The following is a 19,798-nucleotide window of genomic DNA, read 5'->3' as shown; positions in this document are numbered from 1 at the left end:
AACCGCTGCCGTCTTCCGCCATGACTCCTGTCCTGCTGGCCCGAGCCCGACGACTGGAGCTGCCCAGCTGGCTGCAGTTGAGCTGGTCGTGGCGGATCACCTGGCTCTACATGGCCTTTGTGCTGTTCCTGCCACTCGGAGCCCTGGCCCTCAAGGCCGCCTCCGTGAGCCCGGATCAGTTCTGGCGGCTTGCCACGACCCCCGAAGCACTGGCCACCTACCGGGTCAGCTTCGGCCTGTCGCTGCTGGCCGCCCTGCTCAACGGGGTGTTCGGGCTGGTGATCGCCTGGGCCCTGGTGCGCTGCAGCTTCCCCGGCCGGCGGCTGCTCGATGCCCTGATCGACCTGCCCTTCGCCCTGCCCACCGCCGTGGCGGGCCTGGCCCTGGCGGCGATCTACAGCACCAACGGCTGGATCGGCGGCCCGCTGTTCGCCCTGTTCGGCCTGAAGGTGTCGTTCACCTGGCTGGGGGTGGCGATCGCGATGGTGTTCATCTCCCTGCCCTTCGTGGTGCGCAGCGTGGAGCCGGTGCTCGAGGCCCTGGAACGCGACCAGGAGGAAGCCGCCTGGTGCCTGGGGGCCAGCCCCAGACAGACCCTGATCAAGGTGGTGCTGCCGCAGCTGATGCCCGCGATCCTGGCCGGTGTGGCCCAGGGCTACAGCCGCGCCGTGGGGGAATACGGCTCGGTGGTGATGATCTCCTCCAATGTGCCATTCAAGGATCTGATCACCCCCACGTTGATCATCCAGAAGTTGGAGGAATACGACTTCGAAGCCGCCACCGTGATCGGCATGGTGATGCTCGGCTTCTCGCTGGTGAGCCTGCTGATGATCAATGGCCTGCAGGTGTGGGGACGCCACTGGGAAGCCAACCCAGCCACCGGCGCCTGAACGGCCCATTGACTGCGATCAGTTCCTTGTCTCTGATTCGCCCCCTGGCTGCGTTCAGCCCATTCAATCCAGTCAGCAATTGATCTTTTCCCCTGAGATTCCGATGCCTTCACCGTTACGTGGTTTGCGCCTGCCTTTGCCCAAGTTTCAGGCTGCCAGCCTGATTCCCGTGATCGCCATGCTGTATGTGGGGGTGATCATCCTGCTGCCAGCTCTGGAGGTGGTGGCCGGCGCCTTCGCCAAGGGGCTGGCACCCTTCATCGAGAACTTTCAATCCGAGGAACTGCGCTCGGCGGTGATGCTGACACTGCGCTGCACCGCCATCGCCGTGCCGGCCAACACCATCTTCGGACTGGCAGCGGCCACGGCCATCGCTCGGCGTCAGTTCCGCGGCAAAGCCCTGTTGCTCAGTGTGATCGACCTTCCCTTCTCGATCTCACCGGTGGTGGTGGGCCTGATGCTGGTGTTGCTCTACAGCCCCACCAAAGGACTGCTCGGTGGTGTGGTCAGCAGCCTGGGCTGGAAGATCATCTTTTCCTGGCCCGGCATGGCCCTGGCCACGATCATCGTCACCTTTCCGTTCATGGCCAGGGAGGTGATTCCACTGCTGGAGGAGGAAGGCTGGGACCAGGAAGAGGCGGCGCGCACCCTCGGCGCCTCCAACTGGCAGGTGTTCTGGAAGGTGACGTTGCCTTCGGTGCGCTGGGCGGTGGTGTATGGCCTGATCCTCACCACAGCGCGCGCTCTGGGCGAGTTCGGTGCAGTGGCCGTGGTGAGCGGCAATATCGCCGGCCAGACCCAGACGCTGCCGCTGTTCGTCGAAGATGCCTACAAGCAGTACAACACCGAACTGGCCTATGGCGCGGCCCTGGTGCTGGCCGGCGCCGGCCTGGTATCACTGCTGCTGAAGCTGTTCGTGGAGCAGCTGATCGGTGGCGCCCGCAAGGAGAGCGTTCCCGAGCCGGAGTCGATCAGCTGACAGGTGCCACCAGGCGCTCAAGGATTCAGCCCGGCATTCAAGAATTCCGCGGGTCGCCATCGTTGTCCTCAACCATCCTTCAGCCAAGAAAAAGCCCAGCGGTTTTGGCGCTGGGCAAGCAGAACACGTGAGCCCGGAAGCTCAGCTGAGGCGATCAGCCCACGAAGGCACGCACCGGTGCCGACACGCCGGGCGACTGGGTGCCCTTCAGGTAGGCGAGCATGGTGTCGGCATCCGACACTTCAAAGGGGTCGCTGGCGCAGTTGTCTTCGTAGCCGGGCTCCACGAACAGCTTTTCGATCGTGCCGTCATTGACGAGCATCGAATAGCGCCAGGAGCGCAGACCGAAGCCCAGATTGCTCTTCTCCACCAGCATCCCCATCTTGCGGGTGAATTCGCCGTTGCCGTCAGGCAGCAGGAACACCTTGTCGGCGCCCACTTGCTTGCCCCACTGGTACATCACGAAGGCGTCGTTCACTGAGACGCACACGATCTGATCCACACCTAGGGCCTGGAACTCGGCGGAGAGCTCCTCGTAGCGGGGCAGGTGGTTGGAGGAACAGGTGGGGGTGAAGGCCCCAGGCAGGGAGAACACCACCACTTTCTTGCCCTTGAACAGGTCGTCGGTGCTCAGATCCTGCCAGCGGAAGGGGTTGGGGCCCTCCACGGATTCGTCGCGCACGCGTGTCTTGAAGATCACGCTGGGAACACGGTCGATGACAGCCATGAAAGGGAATGCGGAACGTACAGATCGCTGCAACGCCTGGGGGCGTCGTCACGGTCAGATTAAGTCATAGTCATTTCGGATAAGCGGCGTGAAGGGTCGGTTTTCGCCACCTCCTCAGCCCATCAGCGCTGCAGGGTTCGCCAAGTGGGTCATTGCGCTCACGGTGGCTGGTGCCGGCTCAACTCCCAGCGGCTCAGGTGATGGGCGGCGTCAAAACTGAGGCAGACCTGCGCAAAGTGATCGGCCCGCAGCAGGCAGCCGAACTGGAGCTGAAAGGGTCCGGCGGGCAGGCGATCGGGCAGCGAGCACACCAGGTTGTCGTCGAAGGCGGCGGTGTGGCAATGGAGGGCGAATGCAGCCGGCTCGAAGCCAGCGATCGGTTCTGCGGCAGGGCTGGCCTCCGGCCAGACGCCCGGTTCCAGCACCCGCCGCTCCCCCGGCCAGCCGCAGACCCACTCCAGCAGTTCGGCGGCGGAGGCGAGCGGGGCGCGGGGCGGATCAATCTCGCCCCGCTGGCACCGGAACGCTGTGGCGCCAACCGATTCAAGCTGGACGGCGCCGTCACTCATCGGCTCAAACAGAGCGATCAGCATCGAGCGGGAGCGGCCGCTGAACAGGTTGATCTCGTGGCCGCAGCGGGCCACGTCACTGGTCATCGTCAGGCTCGACTGGCCTCCCGCCCCGGGGAATTGCCAGCAGCTGCCACTGCTGTTGTAAGTGTTGCGGCTGAGCGGCAGGATCCGCTCGTTGCCAGGGGCGAAGCGCAGGCCGGTGCCGTGCCAGGTGCCGTGGTCGGCATCGCTGAACGCAATGGCATAGGTGCTCTGAGGAATTTCCAGCGAAGGCCGCTGGAAATCAAAGCCGCTGGGCTGACGGAGATACCAGCGGGTGGGCCCTTGCCAGTGGCCATCGAAGTTGGCCCGGTTGAGCTCCCACTGGCGCTTCTGCCCTAGCGCCTCCCGATCAGAGCCAGGCGGCCTTTCCATTGGCTCAGCCTATCGATCACGGCCGGCCAAACCCACCAGCTGTGGCCAGAATCGCCTCAACCCGGCACCAGCTTGCATGCTTCCCACTCCCGCCACCGACCCCCTCACCGTGTTGGAGGCTCTGCACTGGCGCTACGCCACCAAGATCTTCGATTCGGCGCGCACCATTCCCGCTGAGCTCTGGAGCAACCTTGAGCAGTCGCTGGTGCTCAGCCCCTCCTCTTACGGCCTGCAGCCGTGGAAGTTCCTGGTGATCGAGGATCCTGCCCTGCGCAGTGAGCTGCGTCCCTTCTCCTGGAACCAGTCGCAGATCACCGACGCTTCCCATCTGGTGGTGTTCCTGGCCAAGCGCACGATCGATGGTGCCGATCTCGATCGCCTGATCGAGGCCACCAGCACGATCCGCGAGCAGCCGATCGAGCAGCTGGCGTTCTATCGCTCGATGATGCAGAAAGACCTGCTCGATGGTCCCCGCAGCGCCCTGATCGATCAGTGGTCCACCAACCAGCTGTACATCGCCCTTGGGACCTTCATGACGGCGGCCGCGCTGCTCGGCATCGACACCTGCCCGATCGAGGGCTTTTCTCCCCCCGACTACGACCGGCTGCTGGGGCTTGAAGCCTCCCCCTACCGCAGCGCGGTGGTGTGCGCCGCCGGCTACCGCTCCGCCGACGACAAGTACGCCAGCCTGGCGAAGATCCGTTACTCCACCGCGGAGTTGATCGAGCACCGCTGAAGGCGTCGGCCTGCGCAGCCGCCGCATGCCGCTGCCACTCCGGGCTGAGCCACAGCCCTCTGGCTGGCCTCCCCGCTCGCCCGCGCCAGCGACAGCTTGGGCGAACGCTGAGCGAAGATGCGGGGATTCGCTGACCCCCATGGCTCGATTGATCATGGTTCTCAAGCCCCGCGGGCCGGCGGCGGAACAGGATCTGATTCCCGTTCTGCTGCCTGCGCTCGTTCAGCTGGGCACCGAAATCGATCAGCAGGGGCCCGTCCACCTGAGTGGCCTGCTGCGCGTGCCGCCCCAAGGCCTGGCGGTGCAGCTGTTCGCCGATGTGCAGCCCCAGTCGGATGGCCCCGAACTGGATGTGGTGCTGATGAGCGGCGAAGCCATGACCAAGGGCGCACCGCTTACCCGCCAGACCCTGCAATCCCTGATTGATCTGCTGCCGCTGCATGCCGCCGGCCTGGAGCTGATCTTCCGCTCCGACCGCGACGGTCCGCTGCCGCGTCAGAAGCGTGCCCCGGCTCCCGCCAGCCGGTGATCCGCGCCGTTGGGGATGGGGGGCCGGTGCTTGTGATCGCCAGCAGCAACCGGCACAAGATCCGCGAGCTTGCGGCGATGCTGGAGGCGGCGCGTCTGCAGGTGCTGCCCCAGCCCGATGGGCTCGAGGTGGAGGAAACCGGCGCCACCTTCGCCGAGAACGCCCGGCTCAAGGCTGAAACCGTGGCCGCCCTCACCGGCCGCTGGACCCTGGCCGATGACTCCGGGCTGTGTGTCGATGCCCTGGGCGGCGCGCCGGGCATCTACTCGGCCCGCTACGCCCCCAGCGATGCCGAGCGCATCAGCCGGCTGTTGCAGGAGCTTGGTGACACCCCCTACCGCAGCGCCGCCATCGTGTCGGCGCTGGCGCTGGCGGATCCCAGCGGCCGCACCGTGCTGGAAGCCGAGGGCATCTGCCGCGGCGAGATCCTTACCCGCCCGGTGCAGGCCCCCGGCTACGGCTACAACACGCTGCTGCATGTGCGCGAGGCCGGCTGCACGCTGGCCGAGATGAGCACCCATCAGCTTGAGAAGCTCGGCAGCCGCGCCAAGGCCGCCCGCCAGCTGGCCCCGCAGCTGCGCCGGTTGCTGGGCGTCTGAGCTCTGCCGGCTTCGGAGCCTGCCGCAGCGGATCACCAGCGCACACCCTGCGGCCAGGGTTGCAGCTAGCGGTTGATCACCTCGATCGCGCGCATGGCTGCGGCATAGGCTTCGTCCACATCGCCTTCGCGGCCCGCAAGGGTGAGGCGGCCGTAGGCGCCCACGGCTTTCACATCCACCACCGTGATGTTCGACGATTTCTCTGCCTCGTTGGCGGCGATCAGCACGTAGCCGGCCGGTTCGGTTTCCAGGATGAACATGCTCATGCCCGACTGGATCATCGAGCCGCGGCGGTTCTGGCGGTTGATCAGCACCGCATGGTCAGGGGTGATGGCGCGGATGATCTCCGACCAGGTGACCTCGCAGCGCCCGCGCCGCTCCACCGTGGTGCCCATGGCATCCACCACCGCCTGGCCGGAGAGCAGCACGCTGCTCTGATCGCGGTGGTAAAGCGCCAGCGAGCCGAAGGCCCGCTCCACCACCTTCTGGCCGAGCCGCACGGTGCTGGCCTTCAAGGCGATGTCGGTGAGGCGGTGCACCGCCATGCCCGGTGCCACCTCCAGCCAGAGGCAGGCATCGCCGGGGATCGGCAGGAACCCCTGCGACACCGTGCCCATGTAGGCCGCCAGCTGGGGCTGCAGCGAATCGAGGAACACATAAGCCCTCAGCTCGATCTCCGCGCCCAGCTGAATCGAGGGGCTGTGGCTGCCGGTGAGACGCGTGAGGCTGGACCGGCGGGCGGGCTGCGCTCTGGAGTCGCCGGGGCTGAAGGACACGTTCGCTGGCAGTGGGATCGATCGGCGGACGGGATGCAATCGGCTGGATTCGCCTCCGCCGCGCCTGTGCACCGCAGGCCGATTCCCCTGGACGTGGGGCGTTCAATTGGTGCGGATCCTACCGTTCAGCCCCCACCGGGCCTGGCTGCGCGGGGCTCGGTGGGAAGGGCTACAGCAGCGGCCGCCAGCGCCGCTATCACAGGGGCCTGCCGCTGCATCGCTCGCCATGCTCACCCCCACCACCCGCTTGAAGCTGCAAGCCATCCTGCGCCGCATCGAAGCGGCCCAACCGGTGACCCTGCAGGAACGCATCTATCTCCAGAAGTTCGCCAGCCGCGATGGCGCCGTGGCCAGCTGGGTGCGCCGAACCGAGCGGCGGCGTCTGCACGACGCAGACGATGGCCTGGATCACCTGCTGAGCGATCTGGATCTTGCCGATCCCGATCCTGCAGCCCCATTTCATCCCGATCACGATGACATCGGCGACTGGTTCAGTGGCGCCCCCCACTGGTTGAGACGCAGTTGAACCGGTAATTTCCGGCCACGTGTGTCTCTTTCCGGTCATGACCACCAAGCGCACCAGTTCCGCCGCTGCCACCACCGGATCCACCACGCCGATCCCGCGCGACCCGAACGGCGGCGGGGATGGGTCGTTCGCCAGCTGGATCGCCGGCGCGATCGATCAGGGCGTCAAGCCGGAGCAGGCGCTGGCGGTGGTGGGTCTGGGTCTGATGCGCGGCATGGGCGGCGCGGCGATCGGCCTGCCGGTGGCCCAGGCCGATGGCTTCGATCTGGAAAGCCCGGTGCAGCTCCAGTCGCTGAAGGGGCGGCTCGAAGCGATCGCGCTGGCGATCAGCACCGGCGCTCCCCTCTCCACCCATGAGGTGGGTCTGCTGCTGGGCGCCCGCCCCGGCGCTCCCCGGGTACGGCGTGCCGGTGTGGTGGCCGAGCGCATCGGCCGCAACGTCTGGCAACTGCGCCGCTCCAGCGACGACGAGCGTTCCTCCAACGCGGGCTTCAGCGAAGGCTTCCGCCGCCGGCTCTGAACGCAAGCCTCCAGGCTGGTCCGAGCGTGTGCGTCCCACTCTGTGATGACCGCGCAGGCGCTTTCCCCTCATGACCGCGCAGGCGCTGTTCCATCTGTCGTTTCCGGCGTTCGACCTCGACGCCACCGAACGGTGGTATGTGGAGGGGCTTGGCTGCCGGCGCGGCCGCCGCAGCGCCACGGCCCTGGTGCTGGGCCTCGGTGGCCATCAGCTGGTGGCCCATCTGGTGCCGGCCAAGGGTGCTGAGGGGTCTGATCCGCCGCAGCGGGGCATTTACCCGCGCCACTTCGGCTTGATTGTTGCCGACGCCAGCCACTATGAGGCCCTTGAGCAGCGGGCACGGCAGCAGCAGCTGCGCTTCGGGGTCTCTGCCAAGACCCGCTTTGCCGGCGAGCTGCTGGAGCACCGCAGCTTCTTCCTGATTGATCCGGCCGGCAACTGGCTGGAATTCAAGTGGTATCTCCATCCCGAGGCGGTGCTCGGCCTGGCCGACCTCGATCGGGTGGGCGAAACCGCCCCGTCCCCTGCCCCCCTGCCGCCGTGATGAACGAGCTGATCGCCGAGCTCAACCTGCTGCCCCACCCGGAGGGCGGCTTCTACCGGGAGATCCATCGCTCGCCGTTGCAGGTGCACCGCGAGGACGGCGCCGCGCGCGCCGCCTTCACCGTCATTCATTTCCTGCTGCCGGCGGGGGTGACCAGCCGCTGGCACCGGGTGAACGGCGCCGAGGAGAGCTGGCATCACCTGGCCGGAGCGCCGCTGCTGCTCTGGCGTGGGGAAGAGGATCCCGCCATCGCGCCGACAGAGCAGCTCGAACTCGGCCCGCGCCACCCGGACCGTCCGCAGCAGGCGCCGTTTCAGCTGATCCCGGCCGGCTGGTGGCAGGCGGCCCGCAGCAGCGGCGCCTGGACCCTGGTGCACTGCTGCGTGGCGCCGGGCTTCAGCTTCGAGGATTTCGAGCTGCACCAGAGCAGCGAAGACCTGCTGCCGCAGCCGGATCAATACCAGTCGGGGGTGTAGATGCGCACCCGGCCCACCCCCACGGGGCTGGCCACCGGCTGCGGCCCCACCGGAAACGCCCGCACCGTGTAGAGGTAGGTGTCGGCCACGATCGGGTTGCGCACGGGCCGTAGCGACACGGTCACGGTTTCGCCGGGCATGGGCGGCTGGGGGAAGCGGATCAGAAACTGACGCCGCGCCTCATCGAAGCTTGCCTCCACCGGCACGGGCCTGCCTTCGCGGCGCGGCTTGCCGATGAAGGCGCGGGTGCGGCTGGCGTCGAAGTCGAATTGCCAGTCGGCACCACCGATCTGCTGAACCTCCAGCGCACCCAGCGCCGCACCGGCCTGCTCCGGCATCGGAATCGTGAGGTAGTACTCCGGCCAGGGTTGGGAGACGTTCGAGCTGTAGGTGATCAGGCTGAGCTGAAACGGGGCTTTCACGAAGTAGGTGGAGCCGCGGATTTCCACCGCTGCTGCCTGGCGCTCAAGCGTGGCCGGGGGCAGCGCGGCAGCGAGCAGCAGCGCCAGGCCCACCAACGCTCCCGTTGCCGGCGCAAGGCGGCGTTGGCTGTCGCTGAATCGCCTGGTGCTTGAGAGGACGCCAAGGCGCCTGCGGGTGGGATGGAGCATGGGCGGAGCGCGGAGCGCCTCAGGGGGTGGCAGGGTCGCTGGGGCCGGCATTGCCGGGGGGCACTGCGGCTTTCGGCGCGGCAGATTCCAGCAGGGGCGATTCCAGCCGGCTGAGCAGGCGGGGCAACAGCAGGATCAGCACGATCAGCAGCAGGGCGCCGAGGCCGAAGCCCACCACACTCGAGAGCATGCGATCCAGGGGAATCCAGCGCCCGCCCAGCCAGGCCAGGGACACCATCGTGGTGGACCAGAGGGCGGCACCGGCGAAGTTGAACAGCAGGAAGCGTCCGTAGGGCATGCCAACGGCTCCGGCCAGGGGACCGGCGATCACCCGCAGCACAGCGACGAAGCGCCCGAGCAGCACCGAGGCATCGGCATGGCGGAGGAAACGGCGCCGCAGCACTTCCATCTGCTCGGGCCGCTGGCCCAGCAGGCGGCCCACCCGCAGCACCAGCGTCCAGCCGGCCCAGCGCCCCACCAGATAGCCCAGGTTGTCGCCGATCACCGCACCCACCAGGGCGGCGCCGATCACACCCCCCACCTGCAGCTGGCCGCTGCCGGCGGCGTAGCCCCCCAGCAGGGTGAGGGTTTCACCGGGCAGCGGCAGACCGGCGTTCTCCAGCAGCATGCCGGCAAACACCACCAGGTAGCCCCAGCGGCTCAGCAGCCCCTGCAGCTGCTCGGTGCTGATGTCCGGCAGGGTGAATGCCAGAGGCAGCTGTGCGAGCAGCTCCAGGCTGATGGTCATGGCCGGTTCCGCCCTGCCACGCTGCGGCTGTCGCTGGTGAGCGTCGCGTCGCGATGGAAGGCGGCGGGATTCTGGTCGCGGCGGTGGCGCAACGGCAGTGCCGGCGCAGCGGGAATGGCAGCGGCCGTACCTTCCGCCATCGCCACGATGGCGCAGTCGGCGGTGGCAGTGAGCGCCTGACGCAGGCGCCGGGCTGCATGGAGCGACATGTCCCGCGGCACGCTGATGCGGTCGCGCAGATAGCGCAGACCCATCACGGCAGCGGGATCGATCGCGGCAGGCAGCGGGCAGGGCGTGTCGCGCGCCAGGGCTGTGAGCGCGCAGCGCAGCGCCAGATCGAAGGCTTCGGCTGGGGCGGGATTCACCCTGGCCAGGGTGTGCCGGTGGCGCAGCACCCGCTGCAGCGCTTCAGCTGCCGCACCGGCGGGCTCGGGGACAGAAGTTTCCGGATCGGGCGCACCGAGCGGCCAGGGTCCATGGTCGACCCGCTCGGCCGCTGCCTGCTGGGCGGGCGTGCCGCTGGGGTGGCACCCCCCCATCTGGGGTGGCAGGTCGTGGGCGTGGGTGTGGAAGTCGCTCTGGGTGCCCCGGTAGGTCTCCCGGGTTTCCATGGCCTCGAACCAGCGGGCGATGGCGCCGTGCCGCTGCCGGATGGCATAGGCCTTGTAGTAGTAAAGGCTGGCGCTCATGCGCTCGATGTAGGGAGTGAACACCACATCGGCGGTGCCGAAGCGTTCAAGGAAATAGGGGCCGGCAGTGGTGGCGAGGGCGCCATCCACCCGTTCGGCCACCCGATCGAAGGCTTCAGCGGCGAGCTGTTCGGCGCGGGGGGTGAGGCCGGGCCGGCAGAGCCAGAGGCACCAGGCCCGGAACAGCTCCCGCTCCAGCTGGCGCAAGGGCAGCACGCGCGCATTCAGCAGCCCATCGCCGAGAGGCCCGAAGGCCTGCTCCAACGCCGCGAGGATGTCGTCGCTCTCGGTATGGAGGCGGCCATCAAGCTCGACGGCAGGCAGCATGCCGGAGGGCACCAGGTTCCCGTACCAGGCCTCCTTCTCGCCGTAGCAGAACATCGTGACCTTGCGGACCCGGTACGGGATCCGTTTCTCCTCCAGCCACAGCCACACTTTCTGGCAGTAGGGGCACCAGGCGTGATGGTCCCTGAAAAGGGTGACGCGCACGGCACTCTCCGGCTGCCCGAACAATCGCAGCCGCGATTGGGCATTGCACGGACCCTCCACCCGGTCGGGGGAGTCAGGTGCCAGCGCTTCCAGCTCCGGCCAGCTAAAGGGAATGGTGGAAGGGCCCGGCAAGGGACGTGGTGGAGTGCGGCCTTTAACGGTAGAGGGCAGGGTCAGTCAGAGCGTGCGGGGGGCGCCACTGCGGCACCTTGCGGCGCCATAGGAGGCTGACCAGCCCCCTGCACGCAGGATCTGCCGGTTCTCTCGGATGACTTGGCTCGCTGGCTAGGGCCCGGTATCCATCGCGGACAACACTTTGGGTAAATTCTCTAATAGCCACTGCAGCAATCTTCAGCCTCTTAAATGGCACAGATGCGTGCATCATTTGCTACGTAGCGACGTGAACGCCTGGATCGGGTACTCCGAGTCCCGCTCTATGCGTTCTGACAGCTAGATCCCCACAGGCGCACCACCTGAAGCCGAAGTTTTTGGCAGTCGGGGCCCCGGAATTGTGCATTTTTGCTTCTAGCCCGTCTGCCACAGCTCCCGCGCTGTCAGTGCACTGTGGAAGGGCTTAAGCTGCGTGAAAGCATTTGACTTAGCAGGCTGCAAACACATTGCGATTATGAATAAACTCCGTGAATTGGCGATTTTCCGAATACTCGCTTAAAGCTGGTCATGTTCTGAGCAATAATACGAAAAACGCCCCATCAACCTGTTGAGTGGTGTCAGGTGTTTTGTTTGGCTACCCGCCCGCATGAACGAACGGCTCGACACCAGGATGGTGATGCGGTGGCTTCCCCTCTACGAACTGTGCACGTATTCAGGAAGCTGTAACCGGGCCGCCGCTGACTGCAGGTACTCCCAGGCCACCCTCAATCGCGCCCACCGCTGCCTGGAGGCGTTGCTGGCCGAGGCAGAGAGCCGCCACCTGTTTGATCTGCTCGACACCCTTCGCACCGCAGCACAGAAGATCCGTACGGCTGAAGGCGTGTGCCGGCTGGAGGCCGATCCCTTCGTTCCGCTTGGCATCAATGGCTTCCGGCTGGAGCGCTGGGCCCGCACCCACTCGGACATCTCACGCAGCCTTCAGCTGCTGGGTGAGCGGGTTTGTGATGCCTTCATCGGCTCCCTGTATGAGCTTGAGCTGGAGCGGGGCCGCAAGATTGTGCAGTTTCAGGGCCAGCCGATGCTGGCTGAAGCACTTGTGCGCACGCCCCTATGGCGAGTCGCACCGCGGCAAGCGGCGGCGAAGATCGGAGCCAAGGGGTTTGAACGCCTGGCACTGGAGCCAACTCTTCACCATCCCCGCCTGGTACGGCGTCTGGAAACTCAGGGTTACCGCATTCTCCCGGCCACGATCCGCAAACCGCGCAGCCACGAGCACAACGTGGCCCGGGTGATCAACCAGCTGCAGGTCAGAGGCCTGGGCACTCCGCAGTCGTATTGCGTGCTGGATCAGGTTCCCATCGATGAGGACGTGATCGGCATCGTCTACAGCGCCACTTATGCCGATCAGCAGCCGGCCTTCAAGTTGCTGATGCAACAGATCACTCAGGACCTGCGCCAGGGACTGGAAGAGGAATTGCTGCTCTCCAGCAAGAGCCTGCTGCCCCTCACCGCCTGAGTCGATCGGCTGCTCTCCGGCAAGAGCGTGGGTCCCCAGCCTTCTGACTCCACCCGGCCGGCCACCAGCGGCGCCACCCGGTCGGCTGATCCATGGCTGCGGGGTTGTTCGGACTCCTGGGAAGCGGTTCACTGCGCTGTCTTGTGGCCCTGCGATTGGCCTGAGCCATCTCCCGGAAGCTTTTCATCGCCACCGCGTGTTCGCGGTCGAGGCGCTGTTGCTTTGGCTGCTCGAACCACTCCTGGCGCCGCTGCTCCGAACGCTCCTTGCGGCTGGGCCGCCGCATCAGGAAGCCCACCATCACCGCCAGGCTCAGGCGGCGGCAGCGGGCCAGCCAGCGCCGTAGACGGAGCCGATGGCGCTCAACACCCAAACGGGCTCCCGAACTCTCAGCGCCAGAAGAGCCGCCACGTTCAGAATCAGGAAAAACGCGAACAAGCCGGCGCTGAACAGCAGCACAAGGCCGAGTAGTTCATCTTGATCTGAACCGGCTGCAGACGCGTAACGTAAAGAGGTTGCTGCTGAGGGTTGCTCGCCGGACTATCGGAAGTTCCGGTTAATTCGGTTGCTCCTCGCTATCGACCGCTCGGCTCAAGTACCCCACCGTCCCTTATCGTAGTTGGTCTCAACAGCGCAGCCTGTCGCCTGTCCGGTCGCCAGCCCGGCAACGGGAGTTGATCCCTTCGAGAGGTAAGCTCACACCCAACGTGAGCGTCTGGACACGAAGGCGGTGGAAGGGCGTGAAGGCATGATGGAAGCTCTGGCAGAACACTTCAAGGTCTTTTCGGAGCCCAGTCGTTTGCTCGTGCTCCAATGTTTGCGCCACGGCCCCCTGAACGTCACGGCGGTGGTTGAAAAGACCGGCCTCAGCCAGGCGCTGGTGTCAAAGCACCTCAAGCTGCTCATGATTGCCGGTGTGGTTCGGCGGCGGCCGGAAGGCAGCCTGGTGTTCTACGAAGTGATTGATCCCAACGTGTTCCAGCTGATCGCCGCCTGCCAGGACCTCCTGCTCGCAGCCCGCCGCCAGCAACTCGACGCCCTCTCCACCAGCCTCTGAATGCCTACCCGGCTGCCCGCCACCATCAACGACCTGCGCCTCTCCTTGGCGGCCGGAGAACGGGCGTTTCCAGGTCTGGCCTTGCCTGAAGCCGATGCGGTGGAGCTTGTGCTCGCGGGTTGCGACCTGCGGGGCGGCCAGTTTCGGGCCATCCGGCTCGGCCACGCCGATCTGCGCGGCAGCCAGCTGGAAGGAGCCTGTTTCCAGCAGGCATTGCTGTGGGGCGCTGACATGCGCCAGCTCAGGGCCCACGGCAGTTCCTGGCAGGAGGCCGATCTCTCCGGCGCCCGCATGCAGGGTGCGGAATTCAATGGCGCTGCTCTGCATCGCAGCTGCCTGCGGGGCATTGCGGCGGCCGGCAGCGTGTGGCGTCAGGCGCGGCTGGTGGAGGCGGATTTCCGCCCCGGGCAGGATCAGCCCACCGACCTGAGCGGTGCCGATTTCACCGACGCTGACCTCAGCTTTGCCCGCCTCTCCGGGGTGCGGCTGCAGGGGGCCCGCCTTGTGGGGGCCTGCCTGTATGGCGCCGATCTCCGGCAGGCCGACCTGCGCGGCGCCGACCTGAGCGGCTGCGACCTGCAGACCTGCCAGCTCGATGAGCTGCCGAGCTGAGTGCCCGGCCGGCACGGGGGCACGCCCCGCCCTGCATGATTGAAGCCATCGTGCTCCGATCAGCCGTGACTGCTTCCCCCCAACCCGCTGAAGACGGCTTCGATCTGGTTGTGATCGGCGCCGGCTCCGGCGGCCTGGCAGCGGCCAAGCGCGCTGCCTCCTACGGCGCCCGGGTGGCGATGCTTGAAGGCGATCGGGTGGGCGGCACCTGCGTGATCCGCGGTTGCGTGCCCAAGAAGCTGTTGGTGTACGGCTCTGCCTACCGCCACATCCTTCAAGACGCCGAGGCGTTCGGCTGGACGGTGGAGGCCGCCCGCTGCGAGCCGGCACGGCTGCTGGCCAATGTGCGCGCCGAGGTCGACCGGCTCAATGGGCTGCACATCGGCTTTCTCGAAAAGGCCGGCGTGGAGCTCGTGCGCGGCTGGGGCCGCTTCGCTGACTCCCATCACGTGGACGTGGTGGCCAGTGAAGACATCACCGGTGAGGCAGCCGCCACCACCGCCAGCCGCCGCCTGCGGGCGGAGCGGGTGCTGATCGCCGCTGGTGGCGTGCCCCAGCGGCCGGTGCTGCCGGGCGCCGAGCTGGCCTGGGTGAGCGATGACATGTTCCTGCTGGAGGAACTGCCGCAGCAGGTGGTGATCGTGGGCGCGGGCTTCATCGCCTGTGAGTTCGCCTGCATCCTCAATGGCCTGGGCGTGGCCGTCACTCAGCTGGTGCGCGGCGATCACCTGCTGCGGGGCTTTGACCTCGAGCTGGCCGGCGCCGTGCGCGAGGGGATGGAGGAGGCCGGGATCGAGATCCGCTTCAGCCACAGTCCTGCCGCCATCAGTGGCACTCCCGGTGATCTGCAGGTGACCACCCAGGACGGCGAGCAGCTGGCCTGCGGCGGTGTGCTGCTGGCCACCGGCCGCCGGCCCCGGCTGGAGCCGCTGCATCTGGCGGCTGCCGGCGTGGCCAGCGAGGCGGGCCGCATCCCGGTGGATGCTGATCAACGCACCAATGTGCCCCATATCTATGCGGTGGGCGACGTGACCGATCGCATCAACCTCACCCCGGTGGCAGTGGACGAGGGCCGCGCCTTCGCTGACAGCGTCTATGGCGGCAAGCCGCGCCAGGTGGATCACGAGCTGGTGGCCAGCGCCGTGTTCAGCCAGCCGGAGCTTTCCACCGTGGGCCTCAGCGAAGAAGCGGCGATCGAGCGTTTCGGCGCCGATGGCATCCGCATTCATCGGGCCTGCTTCCGCTCGATGGCGCAGGCCCTGCCCAAGAGCGGCCCCCGCTGCCTGTTGAAGCTGGTGGTGGAGGTGGCCACCGGCAAGGTGGTGGGCTGCCACATGGTGGGCGAGCACGCCGCCGAGATCATTCAGATGGCGGCGATCGCCATCGGCATGGGAGCCACCAAGGCGGATTTCGATCGCACCATGGCGTTGCACCCCACCGTTTCTGAGGAATTCGTAACGATGCCGAACTGAGCGCAGCGGGGAGGACGCACCCACGGTCGGCAGCATGGCGGGACACGGTGCAAAAGGGTGACTGAGGCCAGGGCCGGGGGCAAATCCAAGGCAGTGACTGGGGCCGAGGCAGGGCGGATGCTGAGAAACCGAAAGAGAATTGATTGAAATCATAAGCAAATCAGGAGCTTCAGTATTTCTTTATCAAGACATTCCACTCACTTGATGATGAAGGTCTGCAGCATTGAGCCAGTTCTTCCTGCAGTACCTTCTGTTGCGCGTGCAACCCCTGATCCAACTCATCGACCATGAGCCGGAGGTGGTCGAGATGCTCACCCCGCTGCTGGAGCAGGTGGGCTGGCGCATTTTGCACGCCGGCGACGGCTACCACGGCCAGGCCATGGCCATGGAGCACCAGCCCCATCTGATCGTGCTCGACCTGCTGCTGCCCAAGCTGGACGGCCTCTCGGTATTGCAGCGCCTCCGCCGTGATCAGCGCACCGCCCGCTTGCCCGTGATGGTGCTCACGGCACTGGCCAGCAAGGAAGACAAGATCAAGGCCTTCAACTGTGGCGCCGACGACTACGTGACCAAGCCGTTCCAGGTGGAGGAGGTGTTCGTCCGCATCCGGGCGCTGCTGCGCCACCAGCTGGAACCGCCGCTGGCCTTGGTCACACCGGAAATCCTTTCTTTCGGGCCTCTCACACTTTGCCCTGAGCAGCTGGAGGTGCAGTGGTTTGACCAGCCGATACGCCTCACCAGGCTGGAATTCGAACTGCTGCACTGTTTGCTGCAACGCCATGGCCAGGCGGTGTCTTGGGGGGTGATTCTCAAGGAGGTGTGGGGCCACCCCAGCGGTGACGACATTGAGTGCATTCGCACCCACATTCGTCACCTCAGAACCAAGATCGAACCGGAGCCGCACCGCCCCCGTTTTCTCAAAACGATCTACGGCATGGGCTATTGCCTTGATCTTCCCCATCAGCAGACGCAGGCGATGGCCTGAGAGGCGCATAGGGGATTACTGCCACCACTGCGATGGGGGGCGGCTCAGACATAAGCACCGTTCGTTGCAGACACTCCCACAGGCATCGAGTGGCTGTGCTGCGGTTGGCTTCTTTCGCTGGTGCTTGGGGGCTGAGCATAGGCCTGGCTGTGTGCAGGAGCGGGCGCTTGCTGGTGGAGCACTTCCTCCAGCAGGAAGGCGCAGAGATTGGACATGGAGCGACCCTCCTCTTCCGAGCGGTTCAGGAGGGTTTGATACACCTGATGGCTGATGGTGATGGAGATGCGGCGTGGCTGCCGTTGCATGATCCGAACACGCTCGCTCGTGGTCTCGGAAGCATTGCGTACGGACTTGGAGTTGGGAGTTATGGAAGTCATGGCAGACCTAAACATGGAGTAGGGGGGTGATGCACAACGAATAACGTGTGATCGCTGCTAACTGAGAGAATATTCCAGGGATTCATGCCCTCTTCATCTTGATGCGGATGGAGGGCCACGCCCCAACCGGGAAAATCGGGAGGGAGAAACCAGGTCCTGCGTCAAAGTCGTTGGGTGGGGTGTTCCCAGATGTTGGAAGGGTTGCGGGCAAGATCTGATCAGAATCTGACTATTTCAAAAACTGCCTGAATGGCCCACTCCTCCGTATTGATGTGTTCTCACCATCATAATCCCATGGTGTGATATGGGGTGTGGTGTGAATCCCGCCCTTGCCATGCCGGTTCAAAGGGCGCTGGTGGCCTGTCAAAGATCGGCAGCTCGACGGGCCAGTTGCTTGGTGGGATCCGCTCCGAGCATGAGCGCAACATCGGCGCCCCCATTGGCCACCGGCACCAGCAGACGCAGGGGCCGCAAGTCGCTGGGGGCAGGCACCAGGCCAGCCGCGTCAAACTGGGCGGCTCCCTGTGGTAGTGCCGTCTCTTCTGCCGCCACCAGCTCCTCGCTGCGGTTGGGCAGTTGCCATTGCTGACCCGCTCCATCGTCGATCTGCAAGGGGCGTAGGTGATCGATCCGGAGGCCCGGCGTCAGGGCATTCAGGCGTAAGCGCGGGCCTGCGGGATCGGCGTCATCGGGTTGCTCGAACAACACCAGGCCCCAGCGTTGGCCGGAAGCATCACTGAGCGTCCAGCGCTGGGGAGAGGCCCCCGCCATGGCCTGTCCCTCCGCCATGCCAGGCCCTGGCAGCAGCGACACGCCGGCTGTGAACATCACCACCGCCAGCGCCGCGCCCAGCAGTCGAGCCAGCCGTCTCCCTGGCACGACAGCGGCGGCTCCAACGGCGTGAAGCCTGGGCTCCCTCCCTGATGAAAAGGCCATGGTTTGCAGAGGCTTCGGGCCTCTCGACCCTATGCAGATCTGCCGATAGGCGCAGAAGGGGGAGGCACGCGCGGGCATGGAGATCAGCAGTAGCATGCATGTGGGTTTAAGCGTTAAACCGCATAACTACACTCACGTGATGCCTGTCTGTGCGCCTGCACAGCCGGTTCCTTCTCTGAGCGCCGTTGGCGGTGAACCGTCGTCCCTGTGGCGAGCGGTCGCTTCTCCCCCGTCCTTCGTGTTTCGGCACCATGGTCACTACGTCCCTACGCCGCCTCCCGGGTCTCTCCTGGGGGTCCTTCAAGGACTGGGTCACCAGCACCGAGAACCGCCTCTATGTGGGCTGGTTCGGCGTGCTGATGATCCCCACCCTGCTGGCGGCCACCGTCTGCTTTGTGATCGCCTTCGTGGGCTCCCCACCCGTCGACATCGACGGCATCCGTGAGCCCGTTTCCGGCGGCCTGCTCTATGGCAACAACATCATCACCGCCGCGGTGGTGCCCAGCTCCAACGCCATCGGCCTGCACTTCTACCCGATCTGGGCTGCCTCCAGCCTCGATGAGTGGCTCTACAACGGTGGCCCCTACCAACTGATCATCTTTCACTTCCTGATCGGCATCTTCTGCTGGATGGGGCGTGAATGGGAGCTGAGCTACCGGCTCGGCATGCGCCCCTGGATCGCCGTGGCCTACTCGGCGCCCGTGGCCGCCGCCACCGCCGTGCTGCTGGTGTATTCGATCGGCCAGGGCTCCTTCTCCGACGGCATGCCGCTCGGCATTTCCGGCACCTTCAATTTCATGCTGGTGCTGCAGGCCGAGCACAACGTGCTGATGCACCCTTTCCACATGCTCGGTGTGGTGGGCGTGTTCGGTGGGGCGCTGTTCTCCGCCATGCACGGCTCTCTGGTCACCAGTTCCCTGGTGCGTGAAACAACTGAGGTGGAAAGCCAGAACCGTGGCTACAGATTCGGGCAGGAGGAGGAGACCTACAACATCGTGGCTGCCCACGGCTACTTCGGTCGTCTGATCTTCCAGTACGCCTCCTTCAACAACAGCCGCAGCCTGCATTTCTTCCTGGCCGCCTGGCCGGTGATCGGCATCTGGTTCGCGGCACTGGCGGTGGCGAGCTTCTCGTTCAACCTCAACGGCCTCAACTTCAACCACTCCGTGATCGACCATCAGGGCCGGGTGATCAACACCTGGGCCGATGTGCTCAACCGCGGTGGGCTGGGCATCGAGGCCATGCACGAGCGCAACGTCCACAACTTTCCGCTGGATCTGGCCACCAGTTCCAGCACCCCCGTGGCCCTCACCGCCCCAGCGATCGGTTAGTGGGACTTTGACCCCCACCCAGCCTCGTTAACCCCACCAGCCACATCAGGCCCCATCTGGCCGCGTCCACCCCCACCCCCGGAGCACCCATGTCCCATCTGCTCCTGCCACTGCGGGCGCTGGGCCTGGCGATGAAAAAGGCCTGAGGGTTCCGTTCAGGACGATTGCGGACGCGCGAAAAGGATGGTGTCCATCAGACCGGCTGCAGCTGCCGGAGCTGCTCCTCAAACCGTTGCCTCAGGCGCCCCTGCACCAGATTGCAGAGTTCATCCACCAAGGGATCGGCAACGGTGTAGATCAGCCGCACCCCATCCCGCTCGCAACCCACCAGGCCAGCCCGTTGCAGCTGCCCCAGCTGGCGGCTGATGTGGGACTGGCTGAAACCCGTGGCCTCGATCAGGGAGGCCACATCCATGGCTCCTTGTTGTTTGAGCTGGCAGAGCAGTTGCAGGCGTGCCGGTTCGCTCAGCAGACGGAAGAAACCACTGAGTTCTTCGAGGAGCTGGGGGCTCGGCAGGGACCCGGCAACGGGCGCAGCCATGACAATCAAATATGTCTCTTGCAGCATTATGCACC

General features: G+C 65.8%; 25 protein-coding genes. 15 read left to right on the top strand and 10 right to left on the bottom strand.

Going from position 1 to position 19,798, the window contains the following annotated elements:
• Nucleotides 1-20 precede the first annotated feature (20 nt).
• A complete protein-coding gene (gene cysT, locus KQ303_RS05685) occupies nt 21-890 on the top strand; it encodes a sulfate ABC transporter permease subunit CysT (RefSeq protein WP_259729503.1) in 870 nt (289 codons plus the stop codon).
• 103 nt (nt 891-993) lie between these two features.
• Nucleotides 994-1,869, top strand: coding sequence for a sulfate ABC transporter permease (locus KQ303_RS05680; protein ID WP_259729502.1), 876 nt, complete (start codon nt 994-996; stop codon nt 1,867-1,869).
• Nucleotides 1,870-2,023: 154 nt separating this feature from the next.
• Here KQ303_RS05680 and KQ303_RS05675 read toward each other — a convergent pair whose 3' ends face one another.
• Entirely contained in the window at nt 2,024-2,596 is a 573-nt protein-coding gene (locus tag KQ303_RS05675) for a peroxiredoxin (RefSeq protein ID WP_094510848.1), read from the bottom strand.
• A 158-nt stretch (nt 2,597-2,754) separates the two neighbouring features.
• Complete coding sequence (locus KQ303_RS05670) at nt 2,755-3,582, bottom strand: hypothetical protein (RefSeq protein ID WP_259729501.1); 828 nt, start codon at nt 3,580-3,582, stop codon at nt 2,755-2,757.
• Nucleotides 3,583-3,658: 76 nt separating this feature from the next.
• On the opposite strand from KQ303_RS05670, the gene KQ303_RS05665 reads away from it, so the two are divergent.
• From KQ303_RS05665 to rdgB, 3 genes are all read left to right on the top strand, one after another.
• Entirely contained in the window at nt 3,659-4,318 is a 660-nt protein-coding gene (locus KQ303_RS05665) for an NAD(P)H-dependent oxidoreductase (protein ID WP_259729500.1), read from the top strand.
• A gap of 139 nt (nt 4,319-4,457) precedes the next feature.
• The gene (locus tag KQ303_RS05660; RefSeq protein WP_259729499.1) at nt 4,458-4,847 is read left to right on the top strand and encodes a hypothetical protein; all 390 of its coding nucleotides are present in this window, start codon (nt 4,458-4,460) and stop codon (nt 4,845-4,847) included.
• Entirely contained in the window at nt 4,844-5,446 is a 603-nt protein-coding gene (rdgB, locus tag KQ303_RS05655) for an RdgB/HAM1 family non-canonical purine NTP pyrophosphatase (protein ID WP_259729498.1), read from the top strand. The genes KQ303_RS05660 and rdgB overlap by 4 nt, the downstream gene beginning before the upstream one ends.
• A 65-nt stretch (nt 5,447-5,511) precedes the next feature.
• Here rdgB and KQ303_RS05650 read toward each other — a convergent pair whose 3' ends face one another.
• A complete protein-coding gene (locus KQ303_RS05650; RefSeq protein WP_094510844.1) occupies nt 5,512-6,222 on the bottom strand; it encodes a BMC domain-containing protein in 711 nt (236 codons plus the stop codon).
• A 226-nt stretch (nt 6,223-6,448) separates the two neighbouring features.
• On the opposite strand from KQ303_RS05650, the gene KQ303_RS05645 reads away from it, so the two are divergent.
• From KQ303_RS05645 to KQ303_RS05630, 4 genes are all read left to right on the top strand, one after another.
• Complete coding sequence (locus tag KQ303_RS05645) at nt 6,449-6,748, top strand: hypothetical protein (RefSeq protein WP_259729497.1); 300 nt, start codon at nt 6,449-6,451, stop codon at nt 6,746-6,748.
• A gap of 37 nt (nt 6,749-6,785) precedes the next feature.
• Nucleotides 6,786-7,268: a hypothetical protein gene (locus tag KQ303_RS05640; protein ID WP_259729496.1), complete on the top strand. Its 483-nt coding sequence runs from the start codon at nt 6,786-6,788 to the stop codon at nt 7,266-7,268.
• A 70-nt stretch (nt 7,269-7,338) separates the two neighbouring features.
• On the top strand, nt 7,339-7,812 hold the full coding sequence (locus KQ303_RS05635; protein ID WP_259729495.1) for a VOC family protein: 474 nt from the start codon (nt 7,339-7,341) through the stop codon (nt 7,810-7,812).
• Nucleotides 7,812-8,288 (top strand): cupin domain-containing protein, encoded by a 477-nt coding sequence (locus KQ303_RS05630; protein WP_259729494.1) that lies wholly within the window; start codon nt 7,812-7,814, stop codon nt 8,286-8,288. Before KQ303_RS05635 ends, KQ303_RS05630 begins: the two co-directional genes overlap by 1 nt.
• On the opposite strand, the gene KQ303_RS05625 is transcribed toward KQ303_RS05630, so the two are convergent.
• Genes KQ303_RS05625 through KQ303_RS05615 form a run of 3 tightly spaced genes read right to left on the bottom strand, consistent with a single transcriptional unit; the run spans nt 8,267 to nt 10,957 of the window.
• Nucleotides 8,267-8,899 (bottom strand): DUF2808 domain-containing protein, encoded by a 633-nt coding sequence (locus KQ303_RS05625; protein WP_259729493.1) that lies wholly within the window; start codon nt 8,897-8,899, stop codon nt 8,267-8,269. The two genes, KQ303_RS05630 and KQ303_RS05625, sit on opposite strands and share 22 nt — an antisense overlap.
• 19 nt (nt 8,900-8,918) lie before the next feature.
• A complete protein-coding gene (locus tag KQ303_RS05620; RefSeq protein WP_259729492.1) occupies nt 8,919-9,647 on the bottom strand; it encodes a DedA family protein in 729 nt (242 codons plus the stop codon).
• The gene (locus KQ303_RS05615) at nt 9,644-10,957 is read right to left on the bottom strand and encodes a glutathione S-transferase family protein (RefSeq protein ID WP_399232985.1); all 1,314 of its coding nucleotides are present in this window, start codon (nt 10,955-10,957) and stop codon (nt 9,644-9,646) included. The genes KQ303_RS05620 and KQ303_RS05615 overlap by 4 nt, the downstream gene beginning before the upstream one ends.
• A 625-nt stretch (nt 10,958-11,582) precedes the next feature.
• Here KQ303_RS05615 and KQ303_RS05610 point away from each other — a divergent pair.
• Nucleotides 11,583-12,452 carry a hypothetical protein gene (locus tag KQ303_RS05610; RefSeq protein WP_259729491.1) on the top strand — a complete coding sequence of 290 codons (870 nt, stop codon included), beginning with the start codon at nt 11,583-11,585 and terminating at the stop codon, nt 12,450-12,452.
• Nucleotides 12,453-12,764: 312 nt separating this feature from the next.
• Here KQ303_RS05610 and KQ303_RS05605 read toward each other — a convergent pair whose 3' ends face one another.
• A complete protein-coding gene (locus KQ303_RS05605) occupies nt 12,765-12,890 on the bottom strand; it encodes a hypothetical protein (protein WP_259729490.1) in 126 nt (41 codons plus the stop codon).
• A gap of 310 nt (nt 12,891-13,200) precedes the next feature.
• On the opposite strand from KQ303_RS05605, the gene KQ303_RS05600 reads away from it, so the two are divergent.
• The 4 genes from KQ303_RS05600 (at nt 13,201) to KQ303_RS05585 (ending at nt 16,578) form a co-directional block, all read left to right on the top strand.
• Complete coding sequence (locus tag KQ303_RS05600) at nt 13,201-13,509, top strand: metalloregulator ArsR/SmtB family transcription factor (RefSeq protein ID WP_311134124.1); 309 nt, start codon at nt 13,201-13,203, stop codon at nt 13,507-13,509.
• Nucleotides 13,510-14,121 carry a pentapeptide repeat-containing protein gene (locus tag KQ303_RS05595; protein WP_094510835.1) on the top strand — a complete coding sequence of 204 codons (612 nt, stop codon included), beginning with the start codon at nt 13,510-13,512 and terminating at the stop codon, nt 14,119-14,121. It abuts the gene before it with no gap.
• Nucleotides 14,122-14,186: 65 nt separating this feature from the next.
• Nucleotides 14,187-15,593 carry a glutathione-disulfide reductase gene (gene gorA / locus KQ303_RS05590; protein WP_259729489.1) on the top strand — a complete coding sequence of 469 codons (1,407 nt, stop codon included), beginning with the start codon at nt 14,187-14,189 and terminating at the stop codon, nt 15,591-15,593.
• Nucleotides 15,594-15,852: 259 nt separating this feature from the next.
• The gene (locus KQ303_RS05585) at nt 15,853-16,578 is read left to right on the top strand and encodes a response regulator transcription factor (protein WP_259729691.1); all 726 of its coding nucleotides are present in this window, start codon (nt 15,853-15,855) and stop codon (nt 16,576-16,578) included.
• Between the two features lie 44 nt (nt 16,579-16,622).
• On the opposite strand, the gene KQ303_RS14740 is transcribed toward KQ303_RS05585, so the two are convergent.
• Entirely contained in the window at nt 16,623-16,883 is a 261-nt protein-coding gene (locus tag KQ303_RS14740; protein ID WP_094510833.1) for a ribbon-helix-helix domain-containing protein, read from the bottom strand.
• A gap of 435 nt (nt 16,884-17,318) precedes the next feature.
• Nucleotides 17,319-17,834, bottom strand: coding sequence for a DUF3122 domain-containing protein (locus KQ303_RS05580; protein ID WP_259729488.1), 516 nt, complete (start codon nt 17,832-17,834; stop codon nt 17,319-17,321).
• A gap of 308 nt (nt 17,835-18,142) precedes the next feature.
• Here KQ303_RS05580 and psbA point away from each other — a divergent pair, with 308 nt between their 5' ends.
• A complete protein-coding gene (gene psbA, locus KQ303_RS05575) occupies nt 18,143-19,222 on the top strand; it encodes a photosystem II q(b) protein (protein ID WP_094510831.1) in 1,080 nt (359 codons plus the stop codon).
• Nucleotides 19,223-19,415: 193 nt separating this feature from the next.
• Here the strand turns inward: psbA and KQ303_RS05570 are convergent, their stop codons facing one another.
• Nucleotides 19,416-19,763 (bottom strand): helix-turn-helix transcriptional regulator, encoded by a 348-nt coding sequence (locus KQ303_RS05570; RefSeq protein ID WP_259729487.1) that lies wholly within the window; start codon nt 19,761-19,763, stop codon nt 19,416-19,418.
• Nucleotides 19,764-19,798: the final 35 nt, after the last annotated feature.

It is taken from the genome of Synechococcus sp. CS-1333, assembly GCF_025128015.1.
Taxonomy (GTDB): Bacteria; Cyanobacteriota; Cyanobacteriia; order PCC-6307; family Cyanobiaceae; genus MW101C3.
Note: the sequence above shows the minus strand (reverse complement) of the source record. Positions and strands in the feature narration are given on the sequence as shown.